General features: G+C 53.8%; 22 protein-coding genes. 19 read left to right on the top strand and 3 right to left on the bottom strand.

Annotation, left to right across the window (positions count from 1 at the left end; genetic code table 11):
* Window positions 1–60: 60 nt before the first annotated feature.
* The 8 genes from lpdA to NFS31_RS11905 all read left to right on the top strand — a co-directional run bounded on the left by lpdA (window position 61) and on the right by NFS31_RS11905 (window position 10,615).
* Window positions 61–1,485: a dihydrolipoyl dehydrogenase gene (gene lpdA / locus NFS31_RS11940; RefSeq protein WP_251495252.1), complete on the top strand. Its 1,425-nt coding sequence runs from the start codon at window positions 61–63 to the stop codon at window positions 1,483–1,485.
* On the top strand, window positions 1,486–3,297 hold the full coding sequence (locus NFS31_RS11935) for an aminopeptidase P family protein (RefSeq protein WP_251495249.1): 1,812 nt from the start codon (window positions 1,486–1,488) through the stop codon (window positions 3,295–3,297).
* Between the two features lie 218 nt (window positions 3,298–3,515).
* On the top strand, window positions 3,516–4,811 hold the full coding sequence (locus NFS31_RS11930) for a peptidoglycan-binding protein (protein ID WP_251495246.1): 1,296 nt from the start codon (window positions 3,516–3,518) through the stop codon (window positions 4,809–4,811).
* A gap of 42 nt (window positions 4,812–4,853) precedes the next feature.
* Window positions 4,854–6,272 (top strand): MATE family efflux transporter, encoded by a 1,419-nt coding sequence (locus tag NFS31_RS11925; RefSeq protein WP_251495244.1) that lies wholly within the window; start codon window positions 4,854–4,856, stop codon window positions 6,270–6,272.
* A 160-nt stretch (window positions 6,273–6,432) separates the two neighbouring features.
* Window positions 6,433–7,143 carry a Bax inhibitor-1/YccA family protein gene (locus tag NFS31_RS11920; protein ID WP_251495241.1) on the top strand — a complete coding sequence of 237 codons (711 nt, stop codon included), beginning with the start codon at window positions 6,433–6,435 and terminating at the stop codon, window positions 7,141–7,143.
* 555 nt (window positions 7,144–7,698) lie between these two features.
* The gene (locus tag NFS31_RS11915) at window positions 7,699–7,968 is read left to right on the top strand and encodes a type II toxin-antitoxin system RelB/DinJ family antitoxin (RefSeq protein WP_251495238.1); all 270 of its coding nucleotides are present in this window, start codon (window positions 7,699–7,701) and stop codon (window positions 7,966–7,968) included.
* Between the two features lie 2 nt (window positions 7,969–7,970).
* Window positions 7,971–8,375, top strand: a complete 405-nt coding sequence (locus NFS31_RS11910; RefSeq protein WP_251495235.1) for a type II toxin-antitoxin system VapC family toxin — start codon at window positions 7,971–7,973, stop codon at window positions 8,373–8,375.
* 269 nt (window positions 8,376–8,644) lie between these two features.
* Window positions 8,645–10,615, top strand: a complete 1,971-nt coding sequence (locus NFS31_RS11905) for a methyl-accepting chemotaxis protein (protein ID WP_251495232.1) — start codon at window positions 8,645–8,647, stop codon at window positions 10,613–10,615.
* A 140-nt stretch (window positions 10,616–10,755) separates the two neighbouring features.
* Here NFS31_RS11905 and NFS31_RS11900 read toward each other — a convergent pair whose 3' ends face one another.
* The 3 genes from NFS31_RS11900 to NFS31_RS11890 are packed head-to-tail and all read right to left on the bottom strand — an operon-like array spanning window position 10,756 to window position 11,812.
* Complete coding sequence (locus tag NFS31_RS11900; protein ID WP_251495229.1) at window positions 10,756–11,367, bottom strand: manganese catalase family protein; 612 nt, start codon at window positions 11,365–11,367, stop codon at window positions 10,756–10,758.
* Window positions 11,367–11,633, bottom strand: a complete 267-nt coding sequence (locus tag NFS31_RS11895; RefSeq protein WP_251495227.1) for a spore coat protein CotJB — start codon at window positions 11,631–11,633, stop codon at window positions 11,367–11,369. The genes NFS31_RS11900 and NFS31_RS11895 overlap by 1 nt, the downstream gene beginning before the upstream one ends.
* Window positions 11,630–11,812 carry a spore coat associated protein CotJA gene (locus tag NFS31_RS11890; RefSeq protein ID WP_251495224.1) on the bottom strand — a complete coding sequence of 61 codons (183 nt, stop codon included), beginning with the start codon at window positions 11,810–11,812 and terminating at the stop codon, window positions 11,630–11,632. Before NFS31_RS11890 ends, NFS31_RS11895 begins: the two co-directional genes overlap by 4 nt.
* A 372-nt stretch (window positions 11,813–12,184) precedes the next feature.
* Here NFS31_RS11890 and NFS31_RS11885 point away from each other — a divergent pair, with 372 nt between their 5' ends.
* The 11 genes from NFS31_RS11885 (at window position 12,185) to NFS31_RS11835 (ending at window position 25,705) form a co-directional block, all read left to right on the top strand.
* Window positions 12,185–13,633 (top strand): acyl-CoA carboxylase subunit beta, encoded by a 1,449-nt coding sequence (locus NFS31_RS11885; protein ID WP_251495221.1) that lies wholly within the window; start codon window positions 12,185–12,187, stop codon window positions 13,631–13,633.
* Window positions 13,634–13,652: 19 nt separating this feature from the next.
* The gene (locus tag NFS31_RS11880; protein ID WP_251495218.1) at window positions 13,653–14,531 is read left to right on the top strand and encodes an OadG family protein; all 879 of its coding nucleotides are present in this window, start codon (window positions 13,653–13,655) and stop codon (window positions 14,529–14,531) included.
* Between the two features lie 21 nt (window positions 14,532–14,552).
* Entirely contained in the window at window positions 14,553–14,975 is a 423-nt protein-coding gene (locus NFS31_RS11875; RefSeq protein WP_251495215.1) for a biotin/lipoyl-containing protein, read from the top strand.
* A gap of 48 nt (window positions 14,976–15,023) precedes the next feature.
* On the top strand, window positions 15,024–16,175 hold the full coding sequence (locus tag NFS31_RS11870) for a sodium ion-translocating decarboxylase subunit beta (RefSeq protein WP_251495212.1): 1,152 nt from the start codon (window positions 15,024–15,026) through the stop codon (window positions 16,173–16,175).
* A gap of 36 nt (window positions 16,176–16,211) precedes the next feature.
* On the top strand, window positions 16,212–17,624 hold the full coding sequence (locus NFS31_RS11865; protein WP_251495210.1) for an oxaloacetate decarboxylase subunit alpha: 1,413 nt from the start codon (window positions 16,212–16,214) through the stop codon (window positions 17,622–17,624).
* A 177-nt stretch (window positions 17,625–17,801) separates the two neighbouring features.
* Complete coding sequence (locus NFS31_RS11860; protein WP_251495208.1) at window positions 17,802–18,137, top strand: hypothetical protein; 336 nt, start codon at window positions 17,802–17,804, stop codon at window positions 18,135–18,137.
* Window positions 18,137–18,472 (top strand): hypothetical protein, encoded by a 336-nt coding sequence (locus NFS31_RS11855; protein WP_251495207.1) that lies wholly within the window; start codon window positions 18,137–18,139, stop codon window positions 18,470–18,472. The genes NFS31_RS11860 and NFS31_RS11855 overlap by 1 nt, the downstream gene beginning before the upstream one ends.
* Before the next feature lie 135 nt (window positions 18,473–18,607).
* Window positions 18,608–22,690 (top strand): NACHT domain-containing protein, encoded by a 4,083-nt coding sequence (locus NFS31_RS11850; RefSeq protein WP_251495205.1) that lies wholly within the window; start codon window positions 18,608–18,610, stop codon window positions 22,688–22,690.
* A 465-nt stretch (window positions 22,691–23,155) separates the two neighbouring features.
* Window positions 23,156–23,407 (top strand): hypothetical protein, encoded by a 252-nt coding sequence (locus tag NFS31_RS27085; RefSeq protein WP_331482601.1) that lies wholly within the window; start codon window positions 23,156–23,158, stop codon window positions 23,405–23,407.
* Between the two features lie 635 nt (window positions 23,408–24,042).
* Complete coding sequence (locus NFS31_RS11840; RefSeq protein ID WP_251495203.1) at window positions 24,043–24,564, top strand: transcription termination/antitermination NusG family protein; 522 nt, start codon at window positions 24,043–24,045, stop codon at window positions 24,562–24,564.
* 451 nt (window positions 24,565–25,015) lie between these two features.
* Window positions 25,016–25,705: a transcription termination/antitermination NusG family protein gene (locus NFS31_RS11835; RefSeq protein WP_251495201.1), complete on the top strand. Its 690-nt coding sequence runs from the start codon at window positions 25,016–25,018 to the stop codon at window positions 25,703–25,705.
* Window positions 25,706–26,107: the final 402 nt, after the last annotated feature.

Here is a 26,107-nt window from a genome sequence, read left to right as displayed (position 1 = left end):
CGAAAGACGGCGCCCCTGGGCCGAAAACAGGGGATATTGGGGACAGGAAGGGGGAGAAGGATGACGGATCAATACGATTTGATCATCATTGGCGCGGGGCCGGGCGGATATACGGCGGCGGCCCGCGCGGCGGGGTTTGGCATGAAGACCGCGCTGATCGAGAAGGGGGAGCTGGGCGGCGCGTGCGTCAACACGGGCTGCATCCCGGCAAAGGCCATGCTGCAGGCAACGGCTGTATATAAGGACTTAAAGCAGGCGGCCCGGTTTGGGATTACGGTGGACCGGGTGGGCTTTGATTTAAAGAGGATGCAGGAATACAAGAATGCATCGGTAAAGGAATTCCGCTCCATGATCCGGGATCTGATTGATTCAAGCAAAGTGGATCTGATTCGGGGCGAGGCGAAGCTTCACAGGGAAAATGTGGTCGAGGTTTCCGGCGGGGACGGGACGCGTTTCCTGAAAGGGACAAACGTGATTCTGGCCACGGGCGCGCAGCCGGTGATCCCGGATATCCCGGGCATCCATCTTCCGCAGGTGATGACGAGCCGGCAGCTTTTAAAAGCCGGCGAGTGGAACTTTGACCGGCTGGTCGTGATCGGCGGCGGCGTGATCGGCGTGGAGGTGGCGACGATTTTTGCCGCCCTCGGCTCAAAGGTGACGCTGTTAGAGCGCGCGCCAAGGCTCCTTGAAACCATGGATCCCATGATCTCCGACGAGCTGGAGGAGAGCCTGCGGCACAGGGAAATTGATGTCCGCTGCGGCGTGGAGGTGATGGCAATAAAGGAGCGGTCCGACGGCCGGGTGTCAGTGAATTTCCGCGAGCACGGAAGCTGGCTGGAGACGCTGGCTGACCGCGTCCTCGTGGCGGTCGGCAGGCGGCCGGACATGTCCGGGGTCCTGGCGGACGACTGCGGGGTGAAGCTTGAGAACGGAAGGCCGCTTGTAAAGGGCACATACCGCACCACGCAGGAAAATGTGTTTGCGATCGGGGATACGGTGTCTAAGATGCGCCTGGCCCATGTGGCGGCCGCCCACGCGGCTTATGTGGTAGAGCGCCTGGCCGGAGCGGGGCACACGATGCAGCTCACGGTGGTGCCGAACGGGATGTATGTGGTGCTTCCCGTGGTACCCACGTGCATCTATACGGATCCTGAGATCGCGGCCGTGGGCTTCACTGAGGACGAGGCCCGCATTTACAATATGAAGGTAAAATGCGGCCACGCGGATATGAGTGTAAACGGAAAAGCGATCCTCACCAGAAAGCAGGAGGGCTTTATCCGCCTGATTTTTGAGGCGTATACGAATACGCTGGTGGGCGCGCAGATCATGTGCAACCGCGCGACGGATATGATTGGGGAAATGGCGACGGCGATTGCCAACAGCCTGACCGCCGGCCAGCTCTCCATGGCCATGAGGGCCCATCCGACCTACAGCGAGGCCATAACCAATGCGATTGAGGATGCTCTGAAAGGGGAGGTGGTGTAAATGACGCGGGACAGGGAGGACGGCGGCGTTCCCGCCCGTCTGGCGGCGCTTCGGGAGAGGATGCGCGCCAGCGGGATGGACGCCTATCTTGTGCCGTCCGGAGATTTTCACGGTTCTGAAAATATGGGGGAATATTTTCAGTGCCGTGCGTACATAACGGGTTTTACAGGCTCTGCGGGGACGGCGGCCATCCTGCCGGAGAGCGCCGGCCTCTGGACGGACGGGCGGTATTTCGTCCAGGCGGAGGCGCAGCTTTTGGGGAGCGGGATTTCCCTGTTTAAAATGGGGCAGGAGGGCGTGCCGGACTTAGAGGACTACTTGGCAGAGCAGCTTCCCGAGGGCGGCGTCCTCGGCCTCGACGGCCGTATGGCAGACATGCTGACCGTGGAAAGGCTTGTGGAAAAGCTGGCGCCAAAGCGCATTTCCCTCTCGTTTCATGCCGATTTGGCGGGGGATATCTGGACAGACCGCCCGCCGCTTTCACACAAGCCGCTGTGGATCGTGCCGGAGCGCCTGGCCGGAGAGGCGGCGGGGGAGAAGCTGGCGGCCTTAAAGGCGGCGATCCGGGAAAAAAACGCCACGGCGCATGTGCTGACAGCTTTGGACGAGATTGCGTGGCTTTTGAATCTCAGGGGAGGCGATATTGACTGCACGCCTCTGTTTCTCGCGTACTTCCTGATAACCGGGGAGCGCATGCGCCTGTTTGTACAGGAGGAGTCCTTAAGCGGCCCGGTCCGCGCGTATTTGGATAGGCTGGGCGTGGAGACAGCCGCATACGCCGGCTTTTATGAAGCGCTTTCCGAACTTTCCGGCGAGACAGTCCTCCTTGAAAAGGCGCGGGTCAACGCCCGGATCGGGGAGATCTTATGCGGCCGGAATACCATTTTAGACAGCGTAAATCCCGCGGCGCGCAGGAAGGCGGTTAAAAACCCGGTGGAAATGGAGCACATGAGAAAGGCCCATATCAGGGACGGCGTGGCGGTGACGCGTTTTCTGTACTGGCTAAAGCACGCCGTCGGCGCGCAGGAGATCGACGAATGCGCGGCGGCCGCGCGCCTTTCAGACTTCCGGGCGGAGCAGGAGGGGAGCCTTGGGCCGAGCTTTGAGACGATTTCTGCGTACGGCCCCAATGCGGCCATGTGCCATTACAGGGCGCAGGAGGGGAGCGGCCGCAGGCTGGAGCCAAAGGGCCTTTATCTGGTGGATTCCGGCGGCCATTACGAGGAAGGAACCACGGATATCACCCGCACCGTCGCCCTCGGCCCTCTCACAGAGGAGGAAAAGAAGTGCTTTACCTTAGTGGCGGCAGGCATGCTGCGCCTCCTGAATGTGAAGTTTTTATCAGGCTGCCGGGGCGTCAATCTTGATTTTGCCGCCAGGGAGCTGCTGTGGAGGAACGGGCTTGATTACAACCACGGCACCGGGCACGGCGTGGCCTTTTTGGGGCCGGTGCACGAGCGGCCGAACGGGATACGCTGGCGCATGACGCCCGGCCGGCCGGATACGGCGGTATTTGAGGAGGGCATGATCACCTCCAATGAACCGGGCCTGTACCTGGAAGGGCGCTTCGGCGTCCGCACAGAAAACATGATGCTCTGCGTAAAGGCGGAAAAGAATGAATACGGCCAGTTCCTGCGCTTTGAAAATCTGACCTGGGCCCCGATTGATCTCGACGCGATCGATGCGCGGTGGCTTGAAGAGCGGGACAGGAGGCTCTTAAACGAGTACCACCAAAAGGTTTTTGAGCATATCAGCCCCTGGCTGCCGGAGGAAGAGGCCGCGTGGCTTAAGGAGGTTACGAGGGAGATTTAGGCAGGACGGCGGATGGGCGGGTTATGATGGGCCATTTTTAAGACCGATCCGATGGATCGATGATTTTGGGCCATTCCCGGGATGAGCCGGATACGCCGGTTCTTTGGATCCGGTTTCTGAAACGGCTGCCGTTAAAGAAAGATTCCCGGGACTGGCATAACAGACGGCGCTGCTCTATATGATAAAGTAACCATCGGATTATGAGAGGTTACCAGAGGATGCCTGATTTAAAGACGCACAGGCGCGGGCCGGGGAAGGTCCATATCTGTGAAGCGGCGGCCGCAGAGCGCGGATTCCTGCAGATTAATGTGGTCAATATTGAAAATAACTTCCCGATTTCGGGCGCAAAGGTGGCGATCACATATGAGAGCGATGAAAAGCCGGAGGAGATCGTCACGACGAACCAGTCAGGGCAGACGGATGTCCTGACCGTTTCAGCCCCGCCGGCGGCGCTCAGCCTTGAAAAGGAAAATGAGACGCGGCCGTATTCGGAGTACCGCGTAAATGTGACCGCGCCGGGCTTTGAACCCGTGAATGTGGACGGGACAGAGGTTCTGGCCGGCGTTACGGCCATCCAGCCGATCCGGATGATTCCCCTTTCAGAGGCGCAGGGGGCAGAGGACTCGATCTATATTCCGGATCACACGCTGTACGGCTCTTACCCGCCCAAGATTGCGGAGGATGAGATCAAACCTGTCACAGAGAGCGGGGAGATTGTGCTGAGCCGCGTGGTGGTCCCGCAGACGATCGTGGTCCACGACGGCGCGCCTTCTGACGCCTCGGCAAAGAACTATTACGTCCCCTACCGCGATTACATTAAAAATGTGGCCTCCAGCGAGATCTACGCCACCTGGCCCCAGGCCACGATCGTGGCGAACGTGCTGGCTATTATGTCCTTTACCTTAAACCGCGTTTACACGGAGTGGTACCGCAACCAGGGCTATGATTTTACAATCACGTCCTCCACGGCGTATGATCACAAATGGATCTACGGCCGCGATATTTTTAACACGATTTCCAATGTGGTGGACGACATTTTCGACAGCTATTTATCAAGGCCCGGCGTCAGGCAGCCGATCCTCACCCAATACTGCGACGGCCGGATGGTGAGCTGCCCGGGCTGGATGACGCAGTGGGGCTCGTGCTCGCTCGGCGAGCAGGGCTACAGCCCGATTGAGATCATCCGGGAATTTTACGGAAACAACATGTATATCAATACCGCGGAAATGATATCCGGGATTCCGGCCTCATTCCCGGGGACCAACTTAACGATCGGCGCGAGCGGGAGCAAGGTGCGCCAGCTCCAGGAACAGCTTAACGCCATTGCCACTGTGTACACGGCGCTTCCGCAGATTGCGGCGGACGGAATTTACGGGCCGGCCACAGCGCGGGCGGTGCGGATGTTCCAGTCTGTCTTCGGGCTTCCCGAGACAGGAGTGGTTGACTTTGCCACCTGGTACCGGATTTCCCATATCTATGTGGGCATCACGCGGATTGCAGAGCTGAATGGCTGAACGGTATAACTTATAACAAAGGAAAAGCGAGGAACGGTTTCGATGAAGAGCCAGGTTTCCTCTGGGGATGCGAAGGCGGCAAGGAGGCGCGCCGCCGCCATCACAGAGGGCGTGATATGGAAGCAGCTTCTGCTGTTTTTCTTTCCCATTCTGTTTGGGACGTTTTTTCAGCAGCTTTATAATACGGCGGACGCCGTGATTGTAGGCCGTTACGTGGGCAAGGAGGCCCTGGCGGCCGTGGGGGGAAGCACCGCGATGATCATCAACCTGATGGTGGGTTTTTTCGTGGGGCTTTCCTCCGGCGCTACTGTGATCATCTCCCAGTTTTTCGGGGCTCAGAACGAAAAAAGAGTCAGCGAGGCCGTGCATACGGCCATGGCCTTTTCCCTTGTCTGCGGCCTGGTTATGACCGCGGGCGGGGTGCTCTTTGCACGCCCGATCCTGACCGCCATGGGAAATCCGGAAGATATCATGGAAGACTCCATGGCGTATATGCAGATATACTTTTTTGGCGTTATCACAAACCTCATTTACAACATGGGCTCCGGAATCCTCCGGGCGATCGGGGATTCCAGGCGGCCGCTCTACTACCTGATTGCGAGCTGCTTCACAAACATCATGCTCGATCTCGCCTTTGTGGTAGTCCTTAACATGGGCGTGCGCGGAGCGGCCCTGGCCACGGTCGGCTCGCAGATCGTAAGCGCTGTCCTGGTGAGCGCGGCGCTCATGAGGGCGGACAAGTCCTACAAGCTGATTTTAAGGAACATGCGGCTTAACCCCTTTATGGTAAAGCGTATCGTCCAGATCGGCTTCCCGGCCGGGCTGCAGTCCGTGATGTACTCAGTTTCCAATATCATCATCCAGAGAAGCGTCAACGCGCTGGGTACGGATACGATCGCCGCGTGGAGCGCGTACAGCAAGATTGACAGCGTGTACTGGATGGTTTTAAGCGCGCTGGGCATTTCCATCACCACCTTTGTGGGCCAGAACTACGGCGCGGGCAGAATGGACCGCGTCCGGCGCGGCGTGCTGGAGTGCCTGGGGCTGTCGGCTTTGATAACCATTGGCTTAAGCGCCGTCCTCTATACATGGGGAGGCGGGATCTACCGGCTGTTTACAAACGATGCGGCAGTGCTCGCAAGGGGAATGGAGATCCTGCATTTCCTGGCGCCGGCATTCATCCTCTATGTCTGTATCGAGATTTATTCCGGCGCGCTGCGCGGCGTGGGGGACTGCTGGATTCCCATGATTATAACCGCCATGGGCGTGTGCGTGCTGCGGATTCTGTGGGTAGTGGCAGTAGTGCCGTTCCGGCCGGCGATGTCAACGATCATCATCAGCTACCCCATGTCGTGGGCGACGACGACGGCGCTGTTTAATGTGTATTATTTCTGGTTCAGTTCGCTGAAGCGGTTTTCGGTGAGGCTGCCGTGGAAGCGGAAGAGGAGGAGACGGGGGTAGGGAACAGCCTCACAAATAAAAGATTCGGCGAAAAGGATAGACATTTCCCGGCGATTGTGGTAATCTATTTATTGAAGTCATAACATAGTGTTACCGCTCAGCCTCAGGGCTGGGCTGCAGCAATATTGCACATAATCTGAAGAAAGAGAGGTTGATTGGTATGGATTATGAGCCGATGAATCAGTCCTATGGGGCTGGGGCGTATGGGCAGCAGACGCTGGGTTCCTATGTTGCCAAGACGTATCTGTGGATGTTTGCAGGACTTATGCTGACCTTTGGGATCGCGATGGGCGGCTATGCGACGGGAGCTGTTTTTTATGTATTTGAGATTCCCTATATGCTCTTTATCCTGACAGGGCTGGAGCTTTTGACGGTGATTGTTATGTCCGCCAGGGCAAACAAGATCTCCGTGGGCGCGGCCAGGGGCATGTTCCTGTTCTATTCCGCGTTGAACGGCGTGGTGTTTTCCGCGTATTTCCTGATTTTCGGAGTTGTGGGCATGGTGCTGGTATTTGCCGCTACGTCTGTATTCTTCGGAGTGATGGCAGCCGTCAGCATGATCTTTAAGCTGGATATCAGCGGCATCCGTCCTGTTTTAATCGGCGGCCTGTTCCTCCTGATTATCTTTGGCCTTGTTTCCATGTTCATGGATCTGAGCGGCCTGGAGACAGCTTTCTGCTATCTGGGAATCGTCGTTTTCCTGGGCTTCACGGCGTACGATACATCCAAGATCCGCGAAAACTACATGACCTTTTCCGGAAATCCGGAGCTTCTCGAAAAAGCCGCGGTTTTCTCCGCGCTGGAGCTGTATCTGGATTTCATCAATCTGTTCCTTTACATCCTGCGCCTTCTGAACAGGAGCCGTAACTGATAAACCTCGAACAAGGAACAGCGTTTCACAGCGTGGCAGGGAGGTCTGCTGTGCAAAGTATATAGAAAAATGACAGGCAGCGTAATATACGGGATATATTACGCTGCCTTTTTCGGATTTCTTTAATATATCAGACATAACCAGTTCTCTCTTAACTGGTGTGCTGACACCTTCATTTTAAGACAGATAACTTGCCTGAATTTCCATCTGCTGCGTTGGCTTCAATCGACGATGCCTTCGGCATCGCCTCATTCCTCCGCCGTGCAGGCTGAAAATTCATTCTGCGTTATTTGTCAGATGGGATCCATCAGGGCTCCATTTCTGTCTTTACGAGTGGAAAACTATGCGCCAGTGGTATCATAGACGAAAATCCGTACCAGTTGCCGGGAGGGGAAAGGGAGCCGCTGCCCATTTTGTGTGCATCATGTTGCTGTGAACGGCGCAGCCGTGAACAGTAACACTATGAATAATAGTGGAGATATTAAGTACGATAATACAATTGAAAATATAATACGGTTGTTGTACAATTGTATTACAAAAAAGGAGGCGTTTGTTATGTCTAAAGAGGCAACCCTGCAAGTAAGAATGGATTCAGAGTTAAAGGAACAGGTTGAATTATTGTATAAACAACTGGGGACATCTTTTGCAGAAGCGGTAAGAATATTTGCAAGGCAAAGTGTGGAGGATCAAGGAATGCCTTTTTCCATGCATTTATCAGCAGCCGGGCGGAAAAGAACATTGGGGATTGCAAATGGAAAATATAAGATTCCGGATAATATTGATGAGAATAATGATGAGATAGCAGAAATGTTTGGGGTGAAATAGACATGAGGATTTTGCTGGATACGCATATAGCGCTATGGGCCATTGCAGATACGTCAAAGCTGTCGGATGAAGTGACAAAACTTCTCGAAAATGAAAGTAATGAAGTATTTTATAGTATGGCCTCTGTATGGGAAGTTGCAATCAAGCATATAATCAAGCCGGAAAATATGCCTGTATCAGATGAGGAATTTGTCCGGCTGTGTGAGGATACAGGATTTACCAGGTTATCTATAGAGGCGGGACATGTTTTCCTGTTAAAGACTTTATCACGACCGAACGATGCGCCAAAACATCATGATCCATTTGACAGGCTTCTGATATCGCAGGCTAAATATGAGAATTTAGTATTACTTACACATGATTCCCAATTTCCATATTATGGAGAAAAATGTGTAATGAGTGTGTAACTATAGTAAGGAACCCGTAGGAAACTGCCGGCGCTTAACGAGATCTTTTCGAGCGGAAGCGGGGTTGCTTATGGATATAGAACCTGACGCTGGCGGCCCCCTCACTTTCCTTTGCGCCCCGTTCCTTCTAAATGCGTCCGCAAGAAAAAATCCCCTTTTTCCCGAAAATGTGCTATAATTACCCCATGGAAGCAAATCAGCCAGTATCAATTGTCAGCCCCCGGCAAGGCAAAGGACTGCCGCTGCGGGCTGCAGGAGGGGGAAAGCGAATGAAAAGCATCAAAGCAAAAATACTGGTATCCATGATTCTGACGGTAGTGATTTCACTGGCGCTGGTGGGAGGCGTTTCGTGTTTTTTAAGCTACAACGGCACGAAGTCCACTCTGGAGGACAGTATGAAGCAGACGGCGCTGGTCGCCGCGGATCGTGTTTCCTATGAGCTTCAGGCTTACAGGAATATCGCAGGGGAGACGGGCAGCATCGCGCGTCTGTCGAGCCGGGATTTATCGCTTGAGGGTAAGCAGGATCTGCTGCAGCAGAAGGTGGATACCTACGGGTTTCAGAGGTACAATCTGCTGGACACGAGCGGGGTAAGCCTGATAGACGGAGAGTATTACGGCGATCGCGCTTATTTTAAGGCGTCCGTGAAAGGGGAGACATATGTGTCCGAGCCGCTGATCTCGTCAGTGACCGGGAAGGTGACGATTATTGTGTCCGCCCCGGTCTGGAAGGACGGAAATGTGGGCGGGACGATCGCGGGAGTCGTTTATTTTGTGCCGAAGGAGACATTCCTCAACGATATCATCAGCACGCTGCAGATCAGCAAGGGCGGTTCTGCCTATATGGTGGACGCAACGGGAACGACGATCGCGCATGAGAACCTGGAGAATGTCCGGAATAAGGAGAATACGATCGAGGAGGCCAGGACGGATGCGTCCCTGGCCGGGCTGGCGGCGATCGAGTCGAAAATGATTTCCGGCGCGTCGGGATTCGGGCAGTATACATACGGCGGCGTGACAAAGTTTGTCGCCTATGCGCCGATTTCACACACGAATGGCTGGAGTATTGCCATTAATGCGCCGATTTCGGATTTTACCGGTACGGCGGTTCTGGGAATCATTATCACAGTTGCGCTGCTTCTTGTGTCCTCGGTTGCCGCCTCCGGGATTGCGGCGCGTCTGGCGATCGGGATTGGGGCGCCGGTCAAGGCGTGCGCGGATCGGCTGCGCCTGCTGTCCGAGGGCGATCTGGAGACGCCGGTTCCCTCATTTTCGAGAAAGGATGAGGTGGGCGATCTGGTTGCGTCCACTAATGTGATTGTGAATGCGCTCAGCACGATTTTAAAGGATATCGATTACGTCCTGGACAACATGGGAGACGGGAATTTTGTGGTGGATTCACAGGCGGGCGAACTGTATGTCGGGGATTTTAACCCTCTTCTCGTTTCGATCCGCCGGATTAAGGAGCGTTTAAGCAACGCGCTGCGGCAGATCCATATGAGCGCGGAACAGATTTCGGCCGGGGCCTCGCAGGTGTCGGACGGCGCGCAGGCCCTTGCGCAGGGCGCGACAGAGCAGGCCAGCTCAGTGCAGGAGCTGACTGCGAATGTGATTGAGATTGCGGATGACTCCAAACAGACGGCCTCCATTACGCAGGAGTCGAGAGCTCACGCGGAGCTGGCCGGACAGCAGGTGGAGCGCAGCAATGGGCAGATGGAGCAGATGGACCTTGCGATGCAGGAGATCACGCAGTCATCCCGGCAGATTGGGCAGATTATTGCCACCATTGAGGACATTGCGTTCCAGACCAATATTCTGGCGCTGAACGCTGCGGTGGAGGCGGCCAGGGCCGGCAGCGCAGGTAAAGGTTTTGCGGTGGTGGCTGACGAGGTGCGCAATCTGGCCGCGAAATCGGACGGCGCGGCGAAGGCGACCAAGGAGCTGATTGAGAGCTCGATAAAGGCGGTTGAAAACGGCAGCCGGCTTGTGTCTGAGGTCACGGATTCACTCCATAAGACGACAGAGCTGGCTGTATTGGCAGTGGGCGATATGGAAAAGGTGGCTGAGGCGGTAGATCGTCAGACCAGCGCGATCTCAGAGGTGACGAAGGGCCTGGATCAGATTTCGAGCGTGGTGCAGACAAACTCCGCCACCAGCGAGCAGTCTGCCGCTGCCAGCGAGGAGCTGGCCTCCCAGGCGCATATGCTGAAAGACCTGGTCGGGCAGTTCAAGCTCCCTTAATGATGAAAACAGGCGCAGGCGTGTTTTATATTAACCGTCTGCGTCTGTTTTGGCTGTTGCTGACACCGCGCTTGTTTGCAGCAGTTCAGATACCTTCAAATGGATGCAACAGTTCAGATATTCTGAATAATTACGAATCCTTACGCTTTTTTCATTTCTTTGTCAAATTCCGGATTAAAATAGTAGAAATTTTTGGAGTCCAGGTCTGTCTTTAAGCGCTCCAGGGCTTCTCCGAAGCGCTGGAAGTGTACGAGCTCCCTGGCGCGCAGGAAGGTGAGCGGGGCGCGCACGTCGGGATCGGTGATGATGCGCAGGAGGTTTTCATAGGTGACGCGGGCCTTTTGCTCTGCGGCCAGATCCTCCGTGAGATCCGCGATGGCGTCCCCCTTGCTCTGGAATTCGCAGGCGTTAAAGGGGATGCCTGCCGCCGCGGCGGGCCAGAGGGCGCTTGTGTGATCCACGTAGTAGGCGTCAAAGCCGGCGGCGCGGGCATCCTCTGTGGTCATGTTTTTGGTTAGCTGGTAAATCATGGCGCAGACGATCTCCATATGGGCCAGCTCCTCAGTCCCGATGTCGGTCAGCAGGCCGCTGATTTTTTTGCAGGGCATGGAGTAGCGCTGGGAGAGGTAGCGCATGGAGGCTGAGAGCTCTCCGTCGGGCCCTCCGAACTGGCTGATGATGAGCGAAGCCGTTTTCGGGCAGCACGTTTTGATCTGCACCGGAAACTGCAGGCGTTTTTCATAGTTCCACATTACAGAGTTCCCCCTTCCCACGGGGCCGGCCCGTCCGTCCAGGCAAAGCGGTCTGTCAGACCGCCGTTTTGCTGGATGCAGTCAATGGTCAGAGGGCCGAAGGCCGCTGCGTACTCTTTTAAAAGCGCGGCGCGCCTGGGGGCCATGGCGTTAAAGTAGGAGATTGCCTCCGGGCAGTCCGGATGGGTGTCCAGGTACAGCGTGAGATCATTGAGCGTAAAGCTGATCTCGTCGATTTCTTTTAACAGTGATGTGCGATCCTTCATGTCTCGTCGCCTCCTATGTGAAATGGAAAACAGAGATTTTCAAAGATGGTTCCCCTTTTTAAGCTTATAGCGGGCTCAGCCGGCGTTACATATGGCTGGATTGGGACGGACGCCATTGCCAGGGTCTGAGCGCAGCCGCAGGCCGAGGGCGGTTCGGTTTCTTTTCTTACAGGGCTCATGGTCTGCCTCCTTTCTGTTTTTTAAGCGGAACGCGCGTTCCGCCCGTCGTTTTTTGCGGTACTTGTAACAGCCCGGATAACCGGAACTGTTACAGCATTTTAACTTCTCTCATAGTATTTGATAAAAGCAGGCATACTACGCTGTATAATAAATGGTTTAGCTGAAAAGAACAGGTTTCTTTAAGTGCAAAGAACGCGTTTATTTATCTGAAAAGGGCTTGCATTTTCGGAAAAGCCATTATACAATTACACTAGGCAAAATTTGGACTTACTGGAGATATATGTCGCAGTTCCGCCGTCAGGCCCGGCCGCGGCAGCTATATTTTTACAGTAGTGGCAGTTGTCGAATAATTTCAGATGGAGGACAGCAAAATGAGTAATTCAGCACAGACATCATCCTGCAAGAGAATACAAGCTCTGCTTGATGAGAACAGTTTTGTTGAAGTGGGTTCTTACATTACGGCGAGAAGCACCAGCTTTAACATGACGGCACAGGAGACTGCGGCTGATGGTGTTGTGACCGGCTACGGCACCATTGAAGGCAGCCTTGTGTATGTGTACAGCCAGGATGCCTCGGTTATGGGCGGTTCCATGGGCGAGATGCATGCAAAGAAGATTTCCAACATTTACAAAATGGCCATGAAGATGGGCGCGCCGGTGATAGGCCTTCTCGACTGTTCCGGGCTTCGTCTGCAGGAGGCGACGGACGCTCTGGACGCGTTTGGCCAGATGTATCTGAACCAGACGCTGGCATCTGGTGTGATCCCGCAGATCTGCGGAATTTTCGGCGGCTGCGGCGGCGGTATGGCCGTTTCCTCGGCGATTGCGGATTTCGTATTCATGGAAAAGGATGCGAAGCTGTTTGTAAACGCGCCGAATGCGCTGGCCGGCAATGATGAGGCCAAGTGCGATACGTCCGCCGCGGCGTTCCAGAGCGGGGAAGCCGGGCTTGTGGACGCGGCGGGAACAGAGGAAGAGGTCCTGGAGCAGATCCGGGCGCTGGTTTCCATTCTCCCGGCCAACAATGAGGATGATATGTCATACGGCGAGTGCCAGGATGATTTAAACCGCGTTTGCGGGGGACTCGAAGGCTTTGCCGGTGATACGGCCGGAGCGCTGGCGGAGATTTCAGATGATTCCTTCTTCATGGAGTTTAAGAAGGAGTACGATCCGTCCATGGTGACTGGATTTATCCGTTTAAACGGAACGACCGTGGGCTGCGTCGCCAACCGCTCGCAGGTTCCGGGCGAAGACGGGGAGGCGAAGGAGCTTGAGGCTGTCATAAGCGCAAGGGGCTGCGAGAAGGCGGCGGATTTCGTGAGCTTTTGCGACGCGTTTGGCATCCCGGTTCTGACGCTTGTGAATGTCAAGGGCTATAAGAAGTCTGCCTGCACGGAGAAGAAGATTGCAAAGGCCGCCGGCCGTCTTACGTATGCATTTGCGAATGCGGGCGTGCCGAAGGTGACGGTGGTGATCGGCGAGGCGTTCGGCAGCGCGTATGTGACCATGAACAGCAAATCCATCGGCGCGGATATTGTATATGCGTGGCCGCAGGCGAAGATCGGCATGATGGACGCCCAGAGCGCGGTAAAGATCATGTACGCGGACGAGATTGGCGCTTCGGAGAATGCAGGCGCGCTGATTGCGGAAAAGGCGGCGGAATATGAGAAGCTCCAGTCGTCGGCCGAGGCGGCTGCAAAGAGGGGTTATGTGGATGATATTATTGAGGCGGCGGAGACGAGAAAGCGCGTGATCGCGGCGTTCGAGATGCTGTTCACAAAGAGAGAGGGACGTCCGTCTAAAAAGCATGGTACGGTCTAATAGATGAGGTGACGCATATATGAAACAGAAAATGAAAAAGGCATTGCTTGTATTGTGTATGGCAGTCTGCTTCCTGGCTCTTTCCGGCTGCAGCGCGGGTTCGGGCAATCCGGAGCCGATCCCGCCGGATGTTTCCAATACGATGATAAGCGGCGCGGAAGAGTATTTAAGGGAGTTTGCAGCTTTTGATGAAACAACGCTGCAGAGTAAGCTGGAGGATGCACAGTGGCAGAAGAACACGGTGATGGAGACAGCCCTTACCGCTTGGCAGAGCTCCATGACGGAATTAGGCGGGCTTGTATCGATTGATACCGAGAACGCGGTAGTAACGCGTCTGGATAAGCACAGCTATGAAGTGACTATGGAAGCCCAGTTTGAGAAGCGTCCTCTGACTTTTACCCTGACAGCAGAGGAACAGCTGGTTGGGAATGGCATAGCTTCCACTACTATGCTGGCGCCGACGGATCTGTTATTTGTCCCGTATTTTACGACGGGAGAGAAGCTGGCAAAGGCCGGCATGAATACCCTGATGGGCATGGGAACCGTGTTCCTGGTCCTGATCTTTATCAGCCTGATCATCGGCAGCTTTAAAAACATCAATAAATGGGAAGCATCCATGGCCGCAAAGAAGCAGGCGGCAGTTCCTGCTCCCGCGCCTGTACCTGCCCCCGCCCCGGCGGCTGTGGCGGCGATCAAACCGGAGCCGGCCGATATGCTTGCGCCGTCTGAGCCGGTCTGGGATATCCCTCTTCCCGGCGAAGAGGAGAATGCAGCAGACGATACGGAGCTGGTAGCAGTTATCACAGCCGCGATCGCAGCGGCTACAAGAGTTCCCGTAGAGGGGCTTGTCGTTCGTTCTATCAGGCGCCGGCCTGGTTCAAAATGGAAAAATGCTTAATAAGTTCAGGAGGAAAATCAGATGAAAAATTATACAATTACTGTAAATGGCACTGCATATGAAGTAACGGTTGAGGAAGGCTTTACAGGCGCGGCATCCGCAGCCCCGGCGCCCAGAGCGGCGGCTCCGGCTCCGAAGTCGGCGCCGGCCCCTGCAGCTCCCGCGGCGGCTCCGGCTCCCGCCCCTGCAGCTCCCGCCCCGGCCCCGGCTCCCGCCGCCCCCGCCGCCGGCTCCGTACCGGTTACGGCTCCCATGCCGGGCAAGATTCTGGGCGTTAAGCTCCAGGCAGGCGCGGCTGTTAAACGGGGCCAGGTGATCCTGATTCTCGAGGCCATGAAGATGGAGAACGAGATTGTGGCGCCTCAGGACGGAACCATTGCCAGCATTAATGTAGCGGTGGGCGACATGGTAGAGCCAGGCGCAACGCTCGCGACATTAAACTAATCAAACTGGCTGAATACGGGATAAAGGATTCCGTTTGGAGGGATTAATATGGAATATATAACGACAACCTTAGCCAATCTTCTTCAGCAGACAGCATTTTTAAATCTGACATTCGGCAACCTGGTGATGATATTAGTAGCTCTGATCTTTTTGTATCTTGCAATCCACAAAGAATTTGAGCCGCTTCTGCTGGTTCCGATCGCGTTCGGCATGCTGCTTGTGAATATCTATCCGGATATCATGAGGTCGATTGAGGACTCGTCCAACGGCGTTGGCGGTCTGCTGCACTATTTTTACCTGATGGATGAGTGGAGTATCCTGCCATCCCTGATTTTCATGGGCGTTGGCGCGATGACAGACTTCGGTCCCCTGATCGCGAACCCCAAGAGCTTCCTGCTCGGCGCGGCGGCTCAGTTCGGTATTTATGGCGCGTACTTCTTTGCGATTTTTATGGGATTTAATGATAAGGCGGCGGCGGCAATCTCCATTATCGGCGGCGCGGACGGCCCGACCTCCATTTTCCTGGCCGGAAAGCTGGGGCAGACGACCCTGATGGGGCCCATCGCGGTGGCGGCATACTCCTATATGGCGCTGGTTCCGATTATCCAGCCGCCGATTATGAAGCTGCTCACCACAGAGGAAGAGCGCAAGATTAAGATGGAACAGCTCCGTCCGGTGTCCAAGCTGGAGAAGATCCTGTTCCCCATTATTGTGACGATTGTGGTCTGCCTGATTCTTCCCACGACGGCTCCGCTTGTGGGTATGCTGATGTTAGGCAACCTGTTCCGCGAGTCAGGCGTGGTAAAGCAGCTCACAGAGACGGCTTCCAATGCCCTGATGTACATTGTGGTTATCCTGCTGGGTACGTCTGTGGGCGCGACCACCAGCGCAGAGGCATTCTTAAACTGGGATACGATTAAGATCGTCATCCTCGGCCTGGTTGCGTTTGGCCTTGGGACAGCGATGGGCGTGGTCTTTGGAAAGATGATGTGTGTGGCGACCCATGGCAAGGTGAACCCGCTTATCGGCTCTGCCGGCGTGTCGGCGGTTCCCATGGCGGCCCGCGTATCCCAGAAGGTGGGCGCGCAGGCGGATCCGACCAACTTCCTGCTGATGCATGCCATGGGCCCGAACGTGGCCGGCGTGATTGGCACGGCTGTGGCGGCCGGAACCTTCATGGCGATTTTCGGCGTGAAATAAACGTTTTACTTCAAAATATCAGGAGGTTATGTTAGAATGGCAAATATAGAGAAAAAGCCGGTTAAGATTGTGGAAACCGTCCTGCGCGACGCCCATCAGTCCTTAATCGCGACAAGGATGACAACGGATCAGATGCTGCCGATCATTGACAAGATGGATAAGGCCGGGTATTATGCGGTGGAGTGCTGGGGCGGCGCTACGTTTGACGCTTCCCTGCGTTTCTTAAAGGAAGATCCGTGGGAGAGGCTGAGAAAGCTGAGGGCCGGCTTTAAGAATACAAAGCTGCAGATGCTGTTCCGCGGCCAGAATATTCTGGGATATAACCACTATGCGGACGATGTGGTGGAGTATTTTGTCCAGAAATCCATCGCGAACGGCATTGACATCATCCGTATTTTTGACTGCCTGAACGATATCCGCAATTTACAGACAGCGGTGAAGGCGGCGAATAAGGAGAAAGGCCACGCACAGATAGCATTAAGCTATACGCTGGGCGATGCGTATACGCTGGATTACTGGAAGGATATTGCGAAGAAGATCGAGGAGATGGGCGCGGATTCCTTATGTATCAAGGATATGGCCGGCCTTCTGACCCCGTATCACGCGCAGGAGCTGGTGGAGGCGCTTAAGGCTTCCGTGAAGCTTCCGATTGACATCCATACGCACTACACCTCCGGCGTGGGTTCCATGACGTATTTAAAGGCCGTGGAGGCGGGCTGCGATATCATCGATACCGCCATGTCCCCCTTTGCCCTTGGCACCAGCCAGCCGGCGACAGAGGTGATGGCGGAGACGTTCAGCGGAACGCCGTTTGACACGGGTCTGGATAAGGACGTCCTGGCTGAGATCGCCGACTATTTCCGTCCCCTGCGCGAGGAGGCGTTAAAGAGCGGCCTCATGAATACCAAGGTGCTGGGCGTGGATATCAACACGCTGCGCTACCAGGTGCCGGGCGGCATGCTGTCCAACCTGGTTTCCCAGCTCAAGGAGGCGCACGCGGAGGATAAGTATTACGATGTGCTGCGCGAGATCCCGAGAGTCCGCAAGGATTTCGGCGAGCCGCCGTTAGTTACCCCGTCCTCCCAGATCGTTGGCACGCAGGCCGTGCTGAACGTTCTCATGGGACAGCGGTATAAGATGTTTACCAAGGAGTCCAAAAAGCTCCTGATGGGCGAATTCGGGCAGACCGTTAAGCCCTTTGATCCCGAGGTGCAGAAAAAGGCGATCGGGAACGCGACGCCGATCACCTGCCGTCCGGCGGATCTGATCGAGCCGCAGCTTCAGAAGCTGGAGGCGGAGATGTCCCAGTGGAAGCAGCAGGATGAGGATGTGCTGTCCTATGCCCTGTTCCCGCAGGTGGCGAAGGAATTCTTCGAGTACCGCCAGGCGCAGAGGACGGGGATCGATCTCGGAAAGGCGGATCGGCTGAATAAGGCTTATCCGGTGTAAGGAGCGATCGTTTATGGCTTTTCCCGCGGGTGGGCGGGCGTATGGGGAGTTTGCTTCCTGTGCGCCGCCCGCTGCGGCGGGGCGCTCTGTGATTGTGAGAGAGAAGCAGATTTTTTCAATGAGGTCAGATAGAATAAAAGCACAGGAAAGTGGAATCGTTTCTGGAAGGAGGCTTTTTTGCTGAAATTAGAAATAAAAATGGATGAAGAAAAGATACGTGAGGAAAAGAAATACCGTGTTGAGAGCATCTATCAGGCATTGGGGCAGGCTTTTTCCAGATATGAACTGAACCAGTTGCGGGGCGCTGACGGAACGATGTGCTTTACTGGCAATGGGAACCCAAAAGATTATGGGGCTTTTGGCAGTATTATTACATCTTTGCGGGAAAAAGCATGGTTTATGGATTATGTGACAAAATGGATGTGGTACAACAGCGATGACGGGGAAAATGAAGATGATTATGTTGTAGAAGATGTCCTGTACCATTATACAAAGAGATTAAGTGTGGCATAATGGCAAAGAGAGAAGCAAAACATTATAAAGCATTGTACTTTGACCTTCGGGTAAAGGATTTAAAGGAGCATTTTTCAGAAACCAATCCAAACGGCGCATATGGAAAGATACGGGATTACCTTCTTGGAAAGGACTTTTCGCATGAGCAGTATTCAGGTTATCATTCCAAATATAAGACGACGGATTTGGAGATTTTTGACTTGATCCGGGAAATGAGCAGGGAACTGTCATGGCTTTCTGCCTGCTTGAACCATTTTGAAGTCACAAATATAGGTGCAAACCATGATTTGATGCATCTATTTGAGGAAGCCGTACCAGAGCCGGAAACTTTATAAAAACAAGGAAGAATTTCGCCACTAACTAAAAGGTGGTGATTTTTTTTAGATGTATTCACAAAATCAGGCACAGCGAGATTTCGAGAGTACATTAAGCCCAAAAGTAGGCGTTGATGGAATGGAGGAGAAAACAAGATGAGCTTTGGACAAGAAGCGTTTAATATCATGATGAGCCTGATTTCCTCAGCAATCTATGATGCCGGGCGCGGCGGATGGGATCGGTTTACGGCAAAGAGCCCCCTGGAGAAGAACAGGAATGCCCGGCAGGAGGTGATGGACGAACTGGGGCATGAACTGAATTTGAAGCTGGATTCGTTCATGAAGCGCCATGAGGAATACCTCTTTTTAGATTCAGACTGGTTCTGCAATTTCCTGAAGTACCAGAATCCGTTGAATGCGATCATGGAATCGATCACAGGCGATGTCAGCAAGGATACCGCTCTTTCTCCGGAACGCGTGATGGACAGGCTTGTGTGCGATACGGAAAGAGCAGCGGCAGAGACGGGGCGGCGGCTTGGCTCCATGGACAAGTCGGTTGTGAGGGAATTGTACCAGTTATTGGCGGATACGATTCGGGATACGTTAAACGGGCAGATGGATTTGGCGCTGAGGTTTGGCCTGAATGAGATAAGACAGGACATCCGGCAGGCAAATGAAGCGCACAATGCCGGAACGGAGCGCATGGCCCAGGGCAGAAAAACCGCTTTTTCAGAGAAACATTACGCATATCCCGTTCCGCATATCAGACGTTACTGCCAGAGCCTCGAAAAACCGCTGGCCGGGGAAGGCGGGCGCGCGGATGGTTTTCAGTTGGCGGACATTTGCCGGAACCATCCGTTTGTCGTCCTATTGGGGGAAGCCGGAAACGGGAAGTCTACGGAGCTTTTGTGGGTCGCCGCGCGCTTTGGCGCGGATCCCGCTCTGCCGAGGCCGGTTTTGCTGACATTAAAAACATATATGGACGAAACGATCGAAAAACTGGCTGAAAAACAGGGATGCTTCATTGAAGAAGAGCAGGAGCTGTTTTTTCTGATCGACGGGTTTGATGAGATTTCAGGCGGGAACAGACAAAACTTTTTAAAGCAGTTGACCGTTTACCATGAGCAGAGGCCAAAGGCGAGGTTTCTGGTATCGGCGAGAAATCATTTTTACCGCCAGGGTATGTTAGGGGATTTTTTTGAAACGGTATGGATGGAACCTCTCGGATTTGAGGATGCCATTGCCTTTGTCAGGGAATGCGGGATCGATGACGGGATTTTTTTAGATGAGATCGATCAACATCATCTGAGGGAGCTGCTGCGGATCCCGTTTTACCTGACGGAGCTGTGCGTGATGTATCAGGAAAAAGGGAGCCTGCCGGACCGGAATCAGTTGATGCGGGAATTGATAGAACATAAGTTTGCTGAGGATTCAAAAAAATTTCGGATGACAATGGCCGGGGATCTGTCGGAACAGAAATTCACCCTGTTTTCCGGGCTCGAAAGGATAGCGGCGGCGATGCATGCGATGGACTGCCGCTGTCTGCCGGAGAAGGATTACCGGGCGCTTATTCCTGATGAGAAGGATCGGAAGCTTTTAAGCTACAGCGGGATTTGGAAGCTGCAGGAGGGCGGCTGGCAGTTTACCCATAATAATTTCGCTGAATACCTTGCGGCGGAGTATCTTTCGCAGCGCCCGGCCGGCGAGGTGAAAAAGCTTGTATCAGCGGGCTGTCCGGAGCTGGGGATTTGCGGGAACTGGCATCATGTGCTGTCCTATTTACTTTTGACGGATCATACAGAGATCGGGGAATGGCTCCTGGAAGAGGATTTTACCTTATTTTTGGATGTGGACATAAACCGGATTCCGGCCTCCAGGCGTTCTAAGATCCTGCGCAGGGAGTGGGAGCGGCTAAAGAGCGGTTATGAATGGATCACCATGCAGCGCTACAGGCCCGGAGACTTGATGCGGTTTGGCGTGAATTATCTGGAAATCGGGATGTTTCTTGAGGAAATCAGGAACCCCGCGGATGTCATCGCAATGCAGAATGCGATTCTTGCGCTGAGCTACTGCCCGAATCTGTTCGGACGGGATGACGAGGCGCGGGATACGCTGATGGAGGTATGCCGCAGCCCGCAGGAAGAGGCGTATGCGCATGAGCGCGCGATCCTTGCGCTTCTGGAACTGGATTTGATGGGGGAGGACGGGCTGGAAACGTTGATGGCCATTTTTCAGGATACGGATTCCGCGGAGGTCCGCTATGCATTGTACCGAAGCATACAGGTCATGGGAAAGGCGGATGCGTATATCGGTTTTTTGACCGGCGGGCTGGGATATGTCTGCGGCGGTAAAGGGAGATTGGGGAATGAATCATTTGAGCTTCACTATGCGCTGATGGAGGTGGAGGAACCGTCCGCGTCCCTGGAGATCCTCCGGGTATTGACAGAGCACAGGGAGTATTTCCATATCTATCACATAGATCAGGTGGTGGAACATATTTTTTCAGGATTTACGGACAGGGAGGAGCGGTTTACAGGCGATGAATGGAACCTGCTGGCAGCGTTTTATGAGGCAGTCTCTTCCCGCGGCCTGCACAAGCTGGAGGATGTGGTTTTAAATTATTTTTCGTCTGCGGGGCAGAGGGCCGCGTTATGTGAGTATGAACTGAAGCGTATCGCAGAGGGCCGGCGCTCCTGGATTTACATAAGGCGGCTGATGGATGGCGCGGCCGCCGGATGGGCGCTTGAACGGTATAAAAACGGGGGGCTGGAGGATGCGCAGATAAGGGAATGCCTGTATTTTATGGGCAGGGACAATGAGGTGTTTCGCGAGCTGAGGGCATTATACAGTGAAAAGACGGGCATTCAGCTAGAGGACAGGCCATGGATTGATTATAATGCGCTTTTAAGGCAGGGAAAAGCGAAGTATCAGAGCGCGATCACGTGTAAGGAGATGTACCTTTCTCTGCTGGACGAGCTGATCGGTTTATACGGGAAGGAAGATCTGACGGAGAAGGATCTGGAGGAAGGACATATTGAGGAGGATCAGAACCGATATGATTTAATGGATATACGGTTTGACTATGTACGCCGCAGCGGCGCGGGGACGGTGCAGGAGTGGAAAATGTGCGTGGAGCGGGAGTGGGAGGATGTTCAGGGATATCTGCTGCTCGACTGGCTTTATGCGCATGAAAATGAAAAAACGGATGTTCCCGCTGCGATCGGGGCGGCGGCCAGGGCGTATTTTGACAGAAATATAACCGATGTGGATCTTTCCCGGGCAGTCAGATGGGAGACGGATGAGACGCGCCGGATCACGGAGCGGCGGGCGCAGAGGATTCTCTATTTTGCGTGGGCATTTGATTTCCCAATGGAGAAACAAAGGGCGGAAGGGATACTGGCCTGCGCATGGTTTCTGGAGGAAGAGCGGATACGGACGCTGCTGGAACGGTATTTTACCAAAGAGGAGTTAATCGTTCTTGTGCGGGAGAACATGCTCCATCATGCGCTGAAAGGGGATGACCTGAGCCTGCACCTGCGGTATTGCAAGGAGTTCAGGATCCGTGAATGCGCGGAGCGCATACGGGAAATTGCGGTGGATGATTCGCGGTCGGAATGGGTGAGGAGAAGGGCAATTGAATATTTTTATCGGGTTATTGGGGCGGAGGAAACGTGCCAGGCGATCCTTCCCTTCCTGGACGGCAGGCTGTTTGTGGATACGGTTTCCAAGACAGCGGAGTATGAGCCGGAGGGGCTTGCGGATTTGCTCTGGGAGTATGCGCAGAGGAAGGAGGACGCCAGGGAGGTTTGTTATAAATACCTGATCCAATTGCAGGATAAGCGGGGATTGAGGGCTTACCGCGAAATGCTGGAAGAGAGGCGGAGAATCGAAAAGGATTTGACAGGCAACGGGCTTTTGAACGGCATTGCGGCGATCCGGAAGGAGGAATTGTGGGAGGAGGTGTTTCAACTGGTTGAGCTGTGGTGTCAGCCGGATTTTGAGGATGCGGAGTTTGGAGGGCTTGCCCGTGTATTGGGGCTCGCATGCTCCAGGATAGCGGGGAGCGGAGCGCGTGGATATGAGGCGGTAAAGGCTATGCTTGGGGAGCGGATGAAGGAGGAGCCGGAATTTTATAAGAAGGCGCAGTTGAGGCACTGGATGACGGAGGCGGAAGGAAGCTACAGGCAGAGCGTTCAGCGGAAATGGTCAGTGGATGAGGTGAAGAGGTATATGGTTTAGGGCATGTTTCAAATACGCTCCAGTACAGTGTTTCATAAATAAAGGGCGCTGAATTTACCGTCATTTACGCAATGCTGTACCCGAGGGGGATTTGTGTAAAATAAGGGGAGAGGCGGCTCTCCTCTTATGATCCGGATATTTATTTATAGTTTTATGGTGATTGTTGAAGCGAATGTAAGGCTTTGCTATTTCAGTTTGGAAAAATTAATTGCCAGATCATCAAAAACAGTTGCTTTGACTGTATCGGCAAAGGAATAAATGACCGGCGCAGCGGCCTGCTCCATGTCATAAGTCAGAACGCTCTGCCTGGCTGGATCAACAATCTAAATATTTTAGAAGAGCTGTGAGTGTGTAATTAATTTTGTGTCTTTGAACTTTGCTCCATGGTAGATTTTTGCCCTCTGGAAACATCAAAGAATCCAGTATTTATAAGGGCTTGTGGGCTCTGCGTTGTGGAGGGAGCAGTTGTCCGGCATGCGGGACAGTATCGTGTTTATTGATGAGGGAAATGAGTTTGTCCGATCCGATGATTTTGCCAGGGAGATTCAGAAAACCGATGATTATTATGTGATTATATCCAGGGAAAGCCTCCCTTCGCTGCCCTATAGTGTGGATGAGATATATGGGATCCGGACTTCCGGAAAATACGGGACGCTGAGACAGAGTTACCGTGAATTTTACAGGATTTACGGGACTGATGAGCGAAGCGTGAAATAAAACCAGACAGGATACTTACAGAAGACAGCAACTCAGGTTATCAGTTTTTCGCTTCTGTATGTAAGGAGCATCATCTGAAATGTGATGCGGCAAATGGGAAATCGAATATATTTCACTGTCTGAATACGAATCAAAATGAAAGTATTCTTGTGATCGCGGATGGCGCTGCATTTGGCCCCGAAATGGACAGGGTGATGCGTCTGATAGAGGTAAAAGAAGATGCGGCATTATATCTGCCGGAATCTTTTGAATGGCTTATATGATCGTCCGGGATTTTAAAAGATAATGAAATCGGACTTATGTTAGAAGATTTGTAGGTCTGGATTTTCTGATAACAGTTTCGATAACATGAACGGCTGTCTTTTATGCACAGTTCCGAAATATGGGAATAAATACAGCAAACCATATCACAGGCGCTTCGTAGAATAACGTAATCTAAGAAATATCATTCATTATACTACGGTTTTCCCCTGATTTCAATAGCAGTTTCTCTCAAAAATGTTTTAAAATTCTATAAATATTCTTTGTGAATTTCTTAATTAATACTTATCAAAAAATAAATCAGATAATTGTACAAATTTTGACACAGTTCCCTTTCGTAGATTACGTTATTCTACGAAATCCGGGAGGTTTCTATGTGGTATGTGCTGGAATGCCGGCGCGGGCGGGAAGAGCGGATGCTCGACGCCTGCCGCAGGCAGTTATCCCATGAGGCGCTGGAAGATGCCTTTGTATTCCGCTGCGAGCGCTTCTGGCGTTCGGACGGGGCGTGGAGGCGGGTGGAACGGGACATGTTCCCCGGCTACGTCTTTTTGCAGAGCGCCAGGCCGGACATGTTGCTGGAAGAGCTGGATCAGTACCGGGAAGTCTTCCACATATTGGCGGAACCGGGGTATATGATTCCGGTTTATGAGGAGGAGGAAGCCTCCCTGCGCGAACTCTGCGGGGCGCGGCATGTCCTTCCCGTATCGTACGGCTACCGGGATCGGGAGGCCGGGAGGGACTGTATCACGCGGGGCCCCTTAAAGGGGCGGGAAAAGCGTCTCCTGCGGCTCGACTGGCACCGCAGGTTTGCGCAGATCGAGGTTTCGCTGGCGCGCCGGAAGGCGGTTATCTGGGCCGGGATCGGGCTGGACGAAGAAGCGCTTTCCGTGTGACGGGGAAAAGGGCCCGGGAGATATAACCGAAGTATAACAATACAATACAGACACAACGGTATAAGACAGGCTGTACAGCTATGGAGGCATGCAGGCTGGCTGTATCTGCATATGGATTTTTGGATAGTCGGCGGGTTTATGTACTTAAGCATGGCTGATTCCCGTGGAGGCAACGATCCGGGGGGCAGGCCGGCCCGGTGCCGGGGACTGCCCATGGGATAAAATACGCCCTGGGAAGGAAAAATCTGCCGGAATCCAAAAAGGCGGCGGCCCTGGGGACAGAAATTCTGCGGGGATGGCGGAGCCTGCGTTTTTTTATGTAAAGGTGTCTGTAAAGAGGCCGGAGATAATATACGCTGGGGCAGGGCATAAAAAAAGCTCCCCGGCGGAAAGAAACGCCAACCAGGCCATTCAGGCAATCGCCATACTGGCTGTGACACAGGAGGATACGATGTGGTATGTGATTCAGACGACAACCGGGAAAGAGGAGGAGCTGGTAGCAGGGATCCATGCGGTTCTGGCAGGAAAAGGTTACCGGGATTGTTTCGTGATCCGGGCGGAATGGCTGAAACGGCTGGGAGGGACGTGGCGGCTTAAGGTATGCCCGCTCTTCCCGGGGTATGTATTTATGGAAACAGACGATCCGGGGCGCATATTCCAGGGGTTAAAGCAGGTGCCGAAATTTTCAAAAATCCTTGGAAACGGCGCGTTTGAATTTACAGCCGTGGAGGAAGAGGAACGGCGGCTCCTGGAGCGGCTTTGCGGGATGGGGAACGAAAAAGAGGGGAAGGGAAAGCAGGGAAGCCGCGGGAATCCGGAGAACCGGGAGGCAGGGCAGAGGTGGGTGGTGAGGCTCACCGAAGCGTCGGTGGAGGAAGACGGCACAGTGACCTTTGGAAAAGGGCCGCTTACCGAGCTGAAAGATTTCACAGAATTGAAAAAGGAAATAGAAGAAATAAACGAAATAAAAGGAACAGAACAGACAGACGGGAAGCCCGCAAAATCCGGGCAGGCAGGCGGGGGAAAAATCCGGGCGGTCCTTCACAAACGGTATGCGGTCGCAGACATCCGCCTCCTTGGGAAGGAGAGGACACTGATGCTTGGGATCCGTTTAAAAAAGGATCAGGGGCATATCATATAACAGGCAAAAAGCACGGATTGCGCGAAAACACAGGGGAGCCGGGACAGACGGGCTCTTTTTTGTTGGGAATTTTATCTGAAAACAGGCTGGAATGAAAACAGGCTGGAATGAAAACAGGCTGGAATGAAAACAGGCTGGAATGAAAACAGGCTGGAATGAAAACAGGCTGGAATGAAAACGGGTTGGAATGAAAATGGGTTGGAACGAAATGCATTCCCGGAACCTCGCCGGGCCTGATTTTGTGTACATCCCGCGAAATATCGGCCGCAAAGGCAGGCGTGGCGGGAATCCGGGAGTACAGGCACACCGAAGGAAAAAGGGGGAAATGAACATGGATATAAACAGGAAGGCAGGGGGGCGCGGTTTGAGCTCCGATCCGCGGTTTAAAGGCATCCGGCCGTT

Source organism: Otoolea muris, from assembly GCF_943193115.1.
Taxonomy (GTDB): domain Bacteria; phylum Bacillota; class Clostridia; order Lachnospirales; family Lachnospiraceae; genus Otoolea; species Otoolea muris.
The sequence above is the reverse complement of the archived record's forward strand: the minus strand, read 5'-3'. Positions and strand labels throughout refer to the sequence as shown.

Coding starts and splice junctions, on each gene's coding strand:
- NFS31_RS11855 (WP_251495207.1), top strand. CDS start 18,137: ATGGCAAAGAGAGAAGCAAAACATTATAAAGCATTGTACTTTGACCTT.
- NFS31_RS11900 (WP_251495229.1), bottom strand. CDS start 11,367: ATGTGGAACTATGAAAAACGCCTGCAGTTTCCGGTGCAGATCAAAACG.
- NFS31_RS11850 (WP_251495205.1), top strand. CDS start 18,608: ATGAGCTTTGGACAAGAAGCGTTTAATATCATGATGAGCCTGATTTCC.
- NFS31_RS11895 (WP_251495227.1), bottom strand. CDS start 11,633: ATGAAGGATCGCACATCACTGTTAAAAGAAATCGACGAGATCAGCTTT.
- NFS31_RS11835 (WP_251495201.1), top strand. CDS start 25,016: ATGTGGTATGTGATTCAGACGACAACCGGGAAAGAGGAGGAGCTGGTA.
- NFS31_RS11840 (WP_251495203.1), top strand. CDS start 24,043: ATGTGGTATGTGCTGGAATGCCGGCGCGGGCGGGAAGAGCGGATGCTC.
- NFS31_RS11870 (WP_251495212.1), top strand. CDS start 15,024: ATGGAATATATAACGACAACCTTAGCCAATCTTCTTCAGCAGACAGCA.
- NFS31_RS11875 (WP_251495215.1), top strand. CDS start 14,553: ATGAAAAATTATACAATTACTGTAAATGGCACTGCATATGAAGTAACG.
- NFS31_RS11935 (WP_251495249.1), top strand. CDS start 1,486: ATGACGCGGGACAGGGAGGACGGCGGCGTTCCCGCCCGTCTGGCGGCG.
- NFS31_RS11865 (WP_251495210.1), top strand. CDS start 16,212: ATGGCAAATATAGAGAAAAAGCCGGTTAAGATTGTGGAAACCGTCCTG.
- NFS31_RS11905 (WP_251495232.1), top strand. CDS start 8,645: ATGAAAAGCATCAAAGCAAAAATACTGGTATCCATGATTCTGACGGTA.
- NFS31_RS11880 (WP_251495218.1), top strand. CDS start 13,653: ATGAAACAGAAAATGAAAAAGGCATTGCTTGTATTGTGTATGGCAGTC.
- lpdA (WP_251495252.1), top strand. CDS start 61: ATGACGGATCAATACGATTTGATCATCATTGGCGCGGGGCCGGGCGGA.
- NFS31_RS11885 (WP_251495221.1), top strand. CDS start 12,185: ATGAGTAATTCAGCACAGACATCATCCTGCAAGAGAATACAAGCTCTG.
- NFS31_RS11925 (WP_251495244.1), top strand. CDS start 4,854: ATGAAGAGCCAGGTTTCCTCTGGGGATGCGAAGGCGGCAAGGAGGCGC.
- NFS31_RS11930 (WP_251495246.1), top strand. CDS start 3,516: ATGCCTGATTTAAAGACGCACAGGCGCGGGCCGGGGAAGGTCCATATC.
- NFS31_RS11915 (WP_251495238.1), top strand. CDS start 7,699: ATGTCTAAAGAGGCAACCCTGCAAGTAAGAATGGATTCAGAGTTAAAG.
- NFS31_RS11890 (WP_251495224.1), bottom strand. CDS start 11,812: ATGAGCCCTGTAAGAAAAGAAACCGAACCGCCCTCGGCCTGCGGCTGC.
- NFS31_RS11920 (WP_251495241.1), top strand. CDS start 6,433: ATGGATTATGAGCCGATGAATCAGTCCTATGGGGCTGGGGCGTATGGG.
- NFS31_RS11910 (WP_251495235.1), top strand. CDS start 7,971: ATGAGGATTTTGCTGGATACGCATATAGCGCTATGGGCCATTGCAGAT.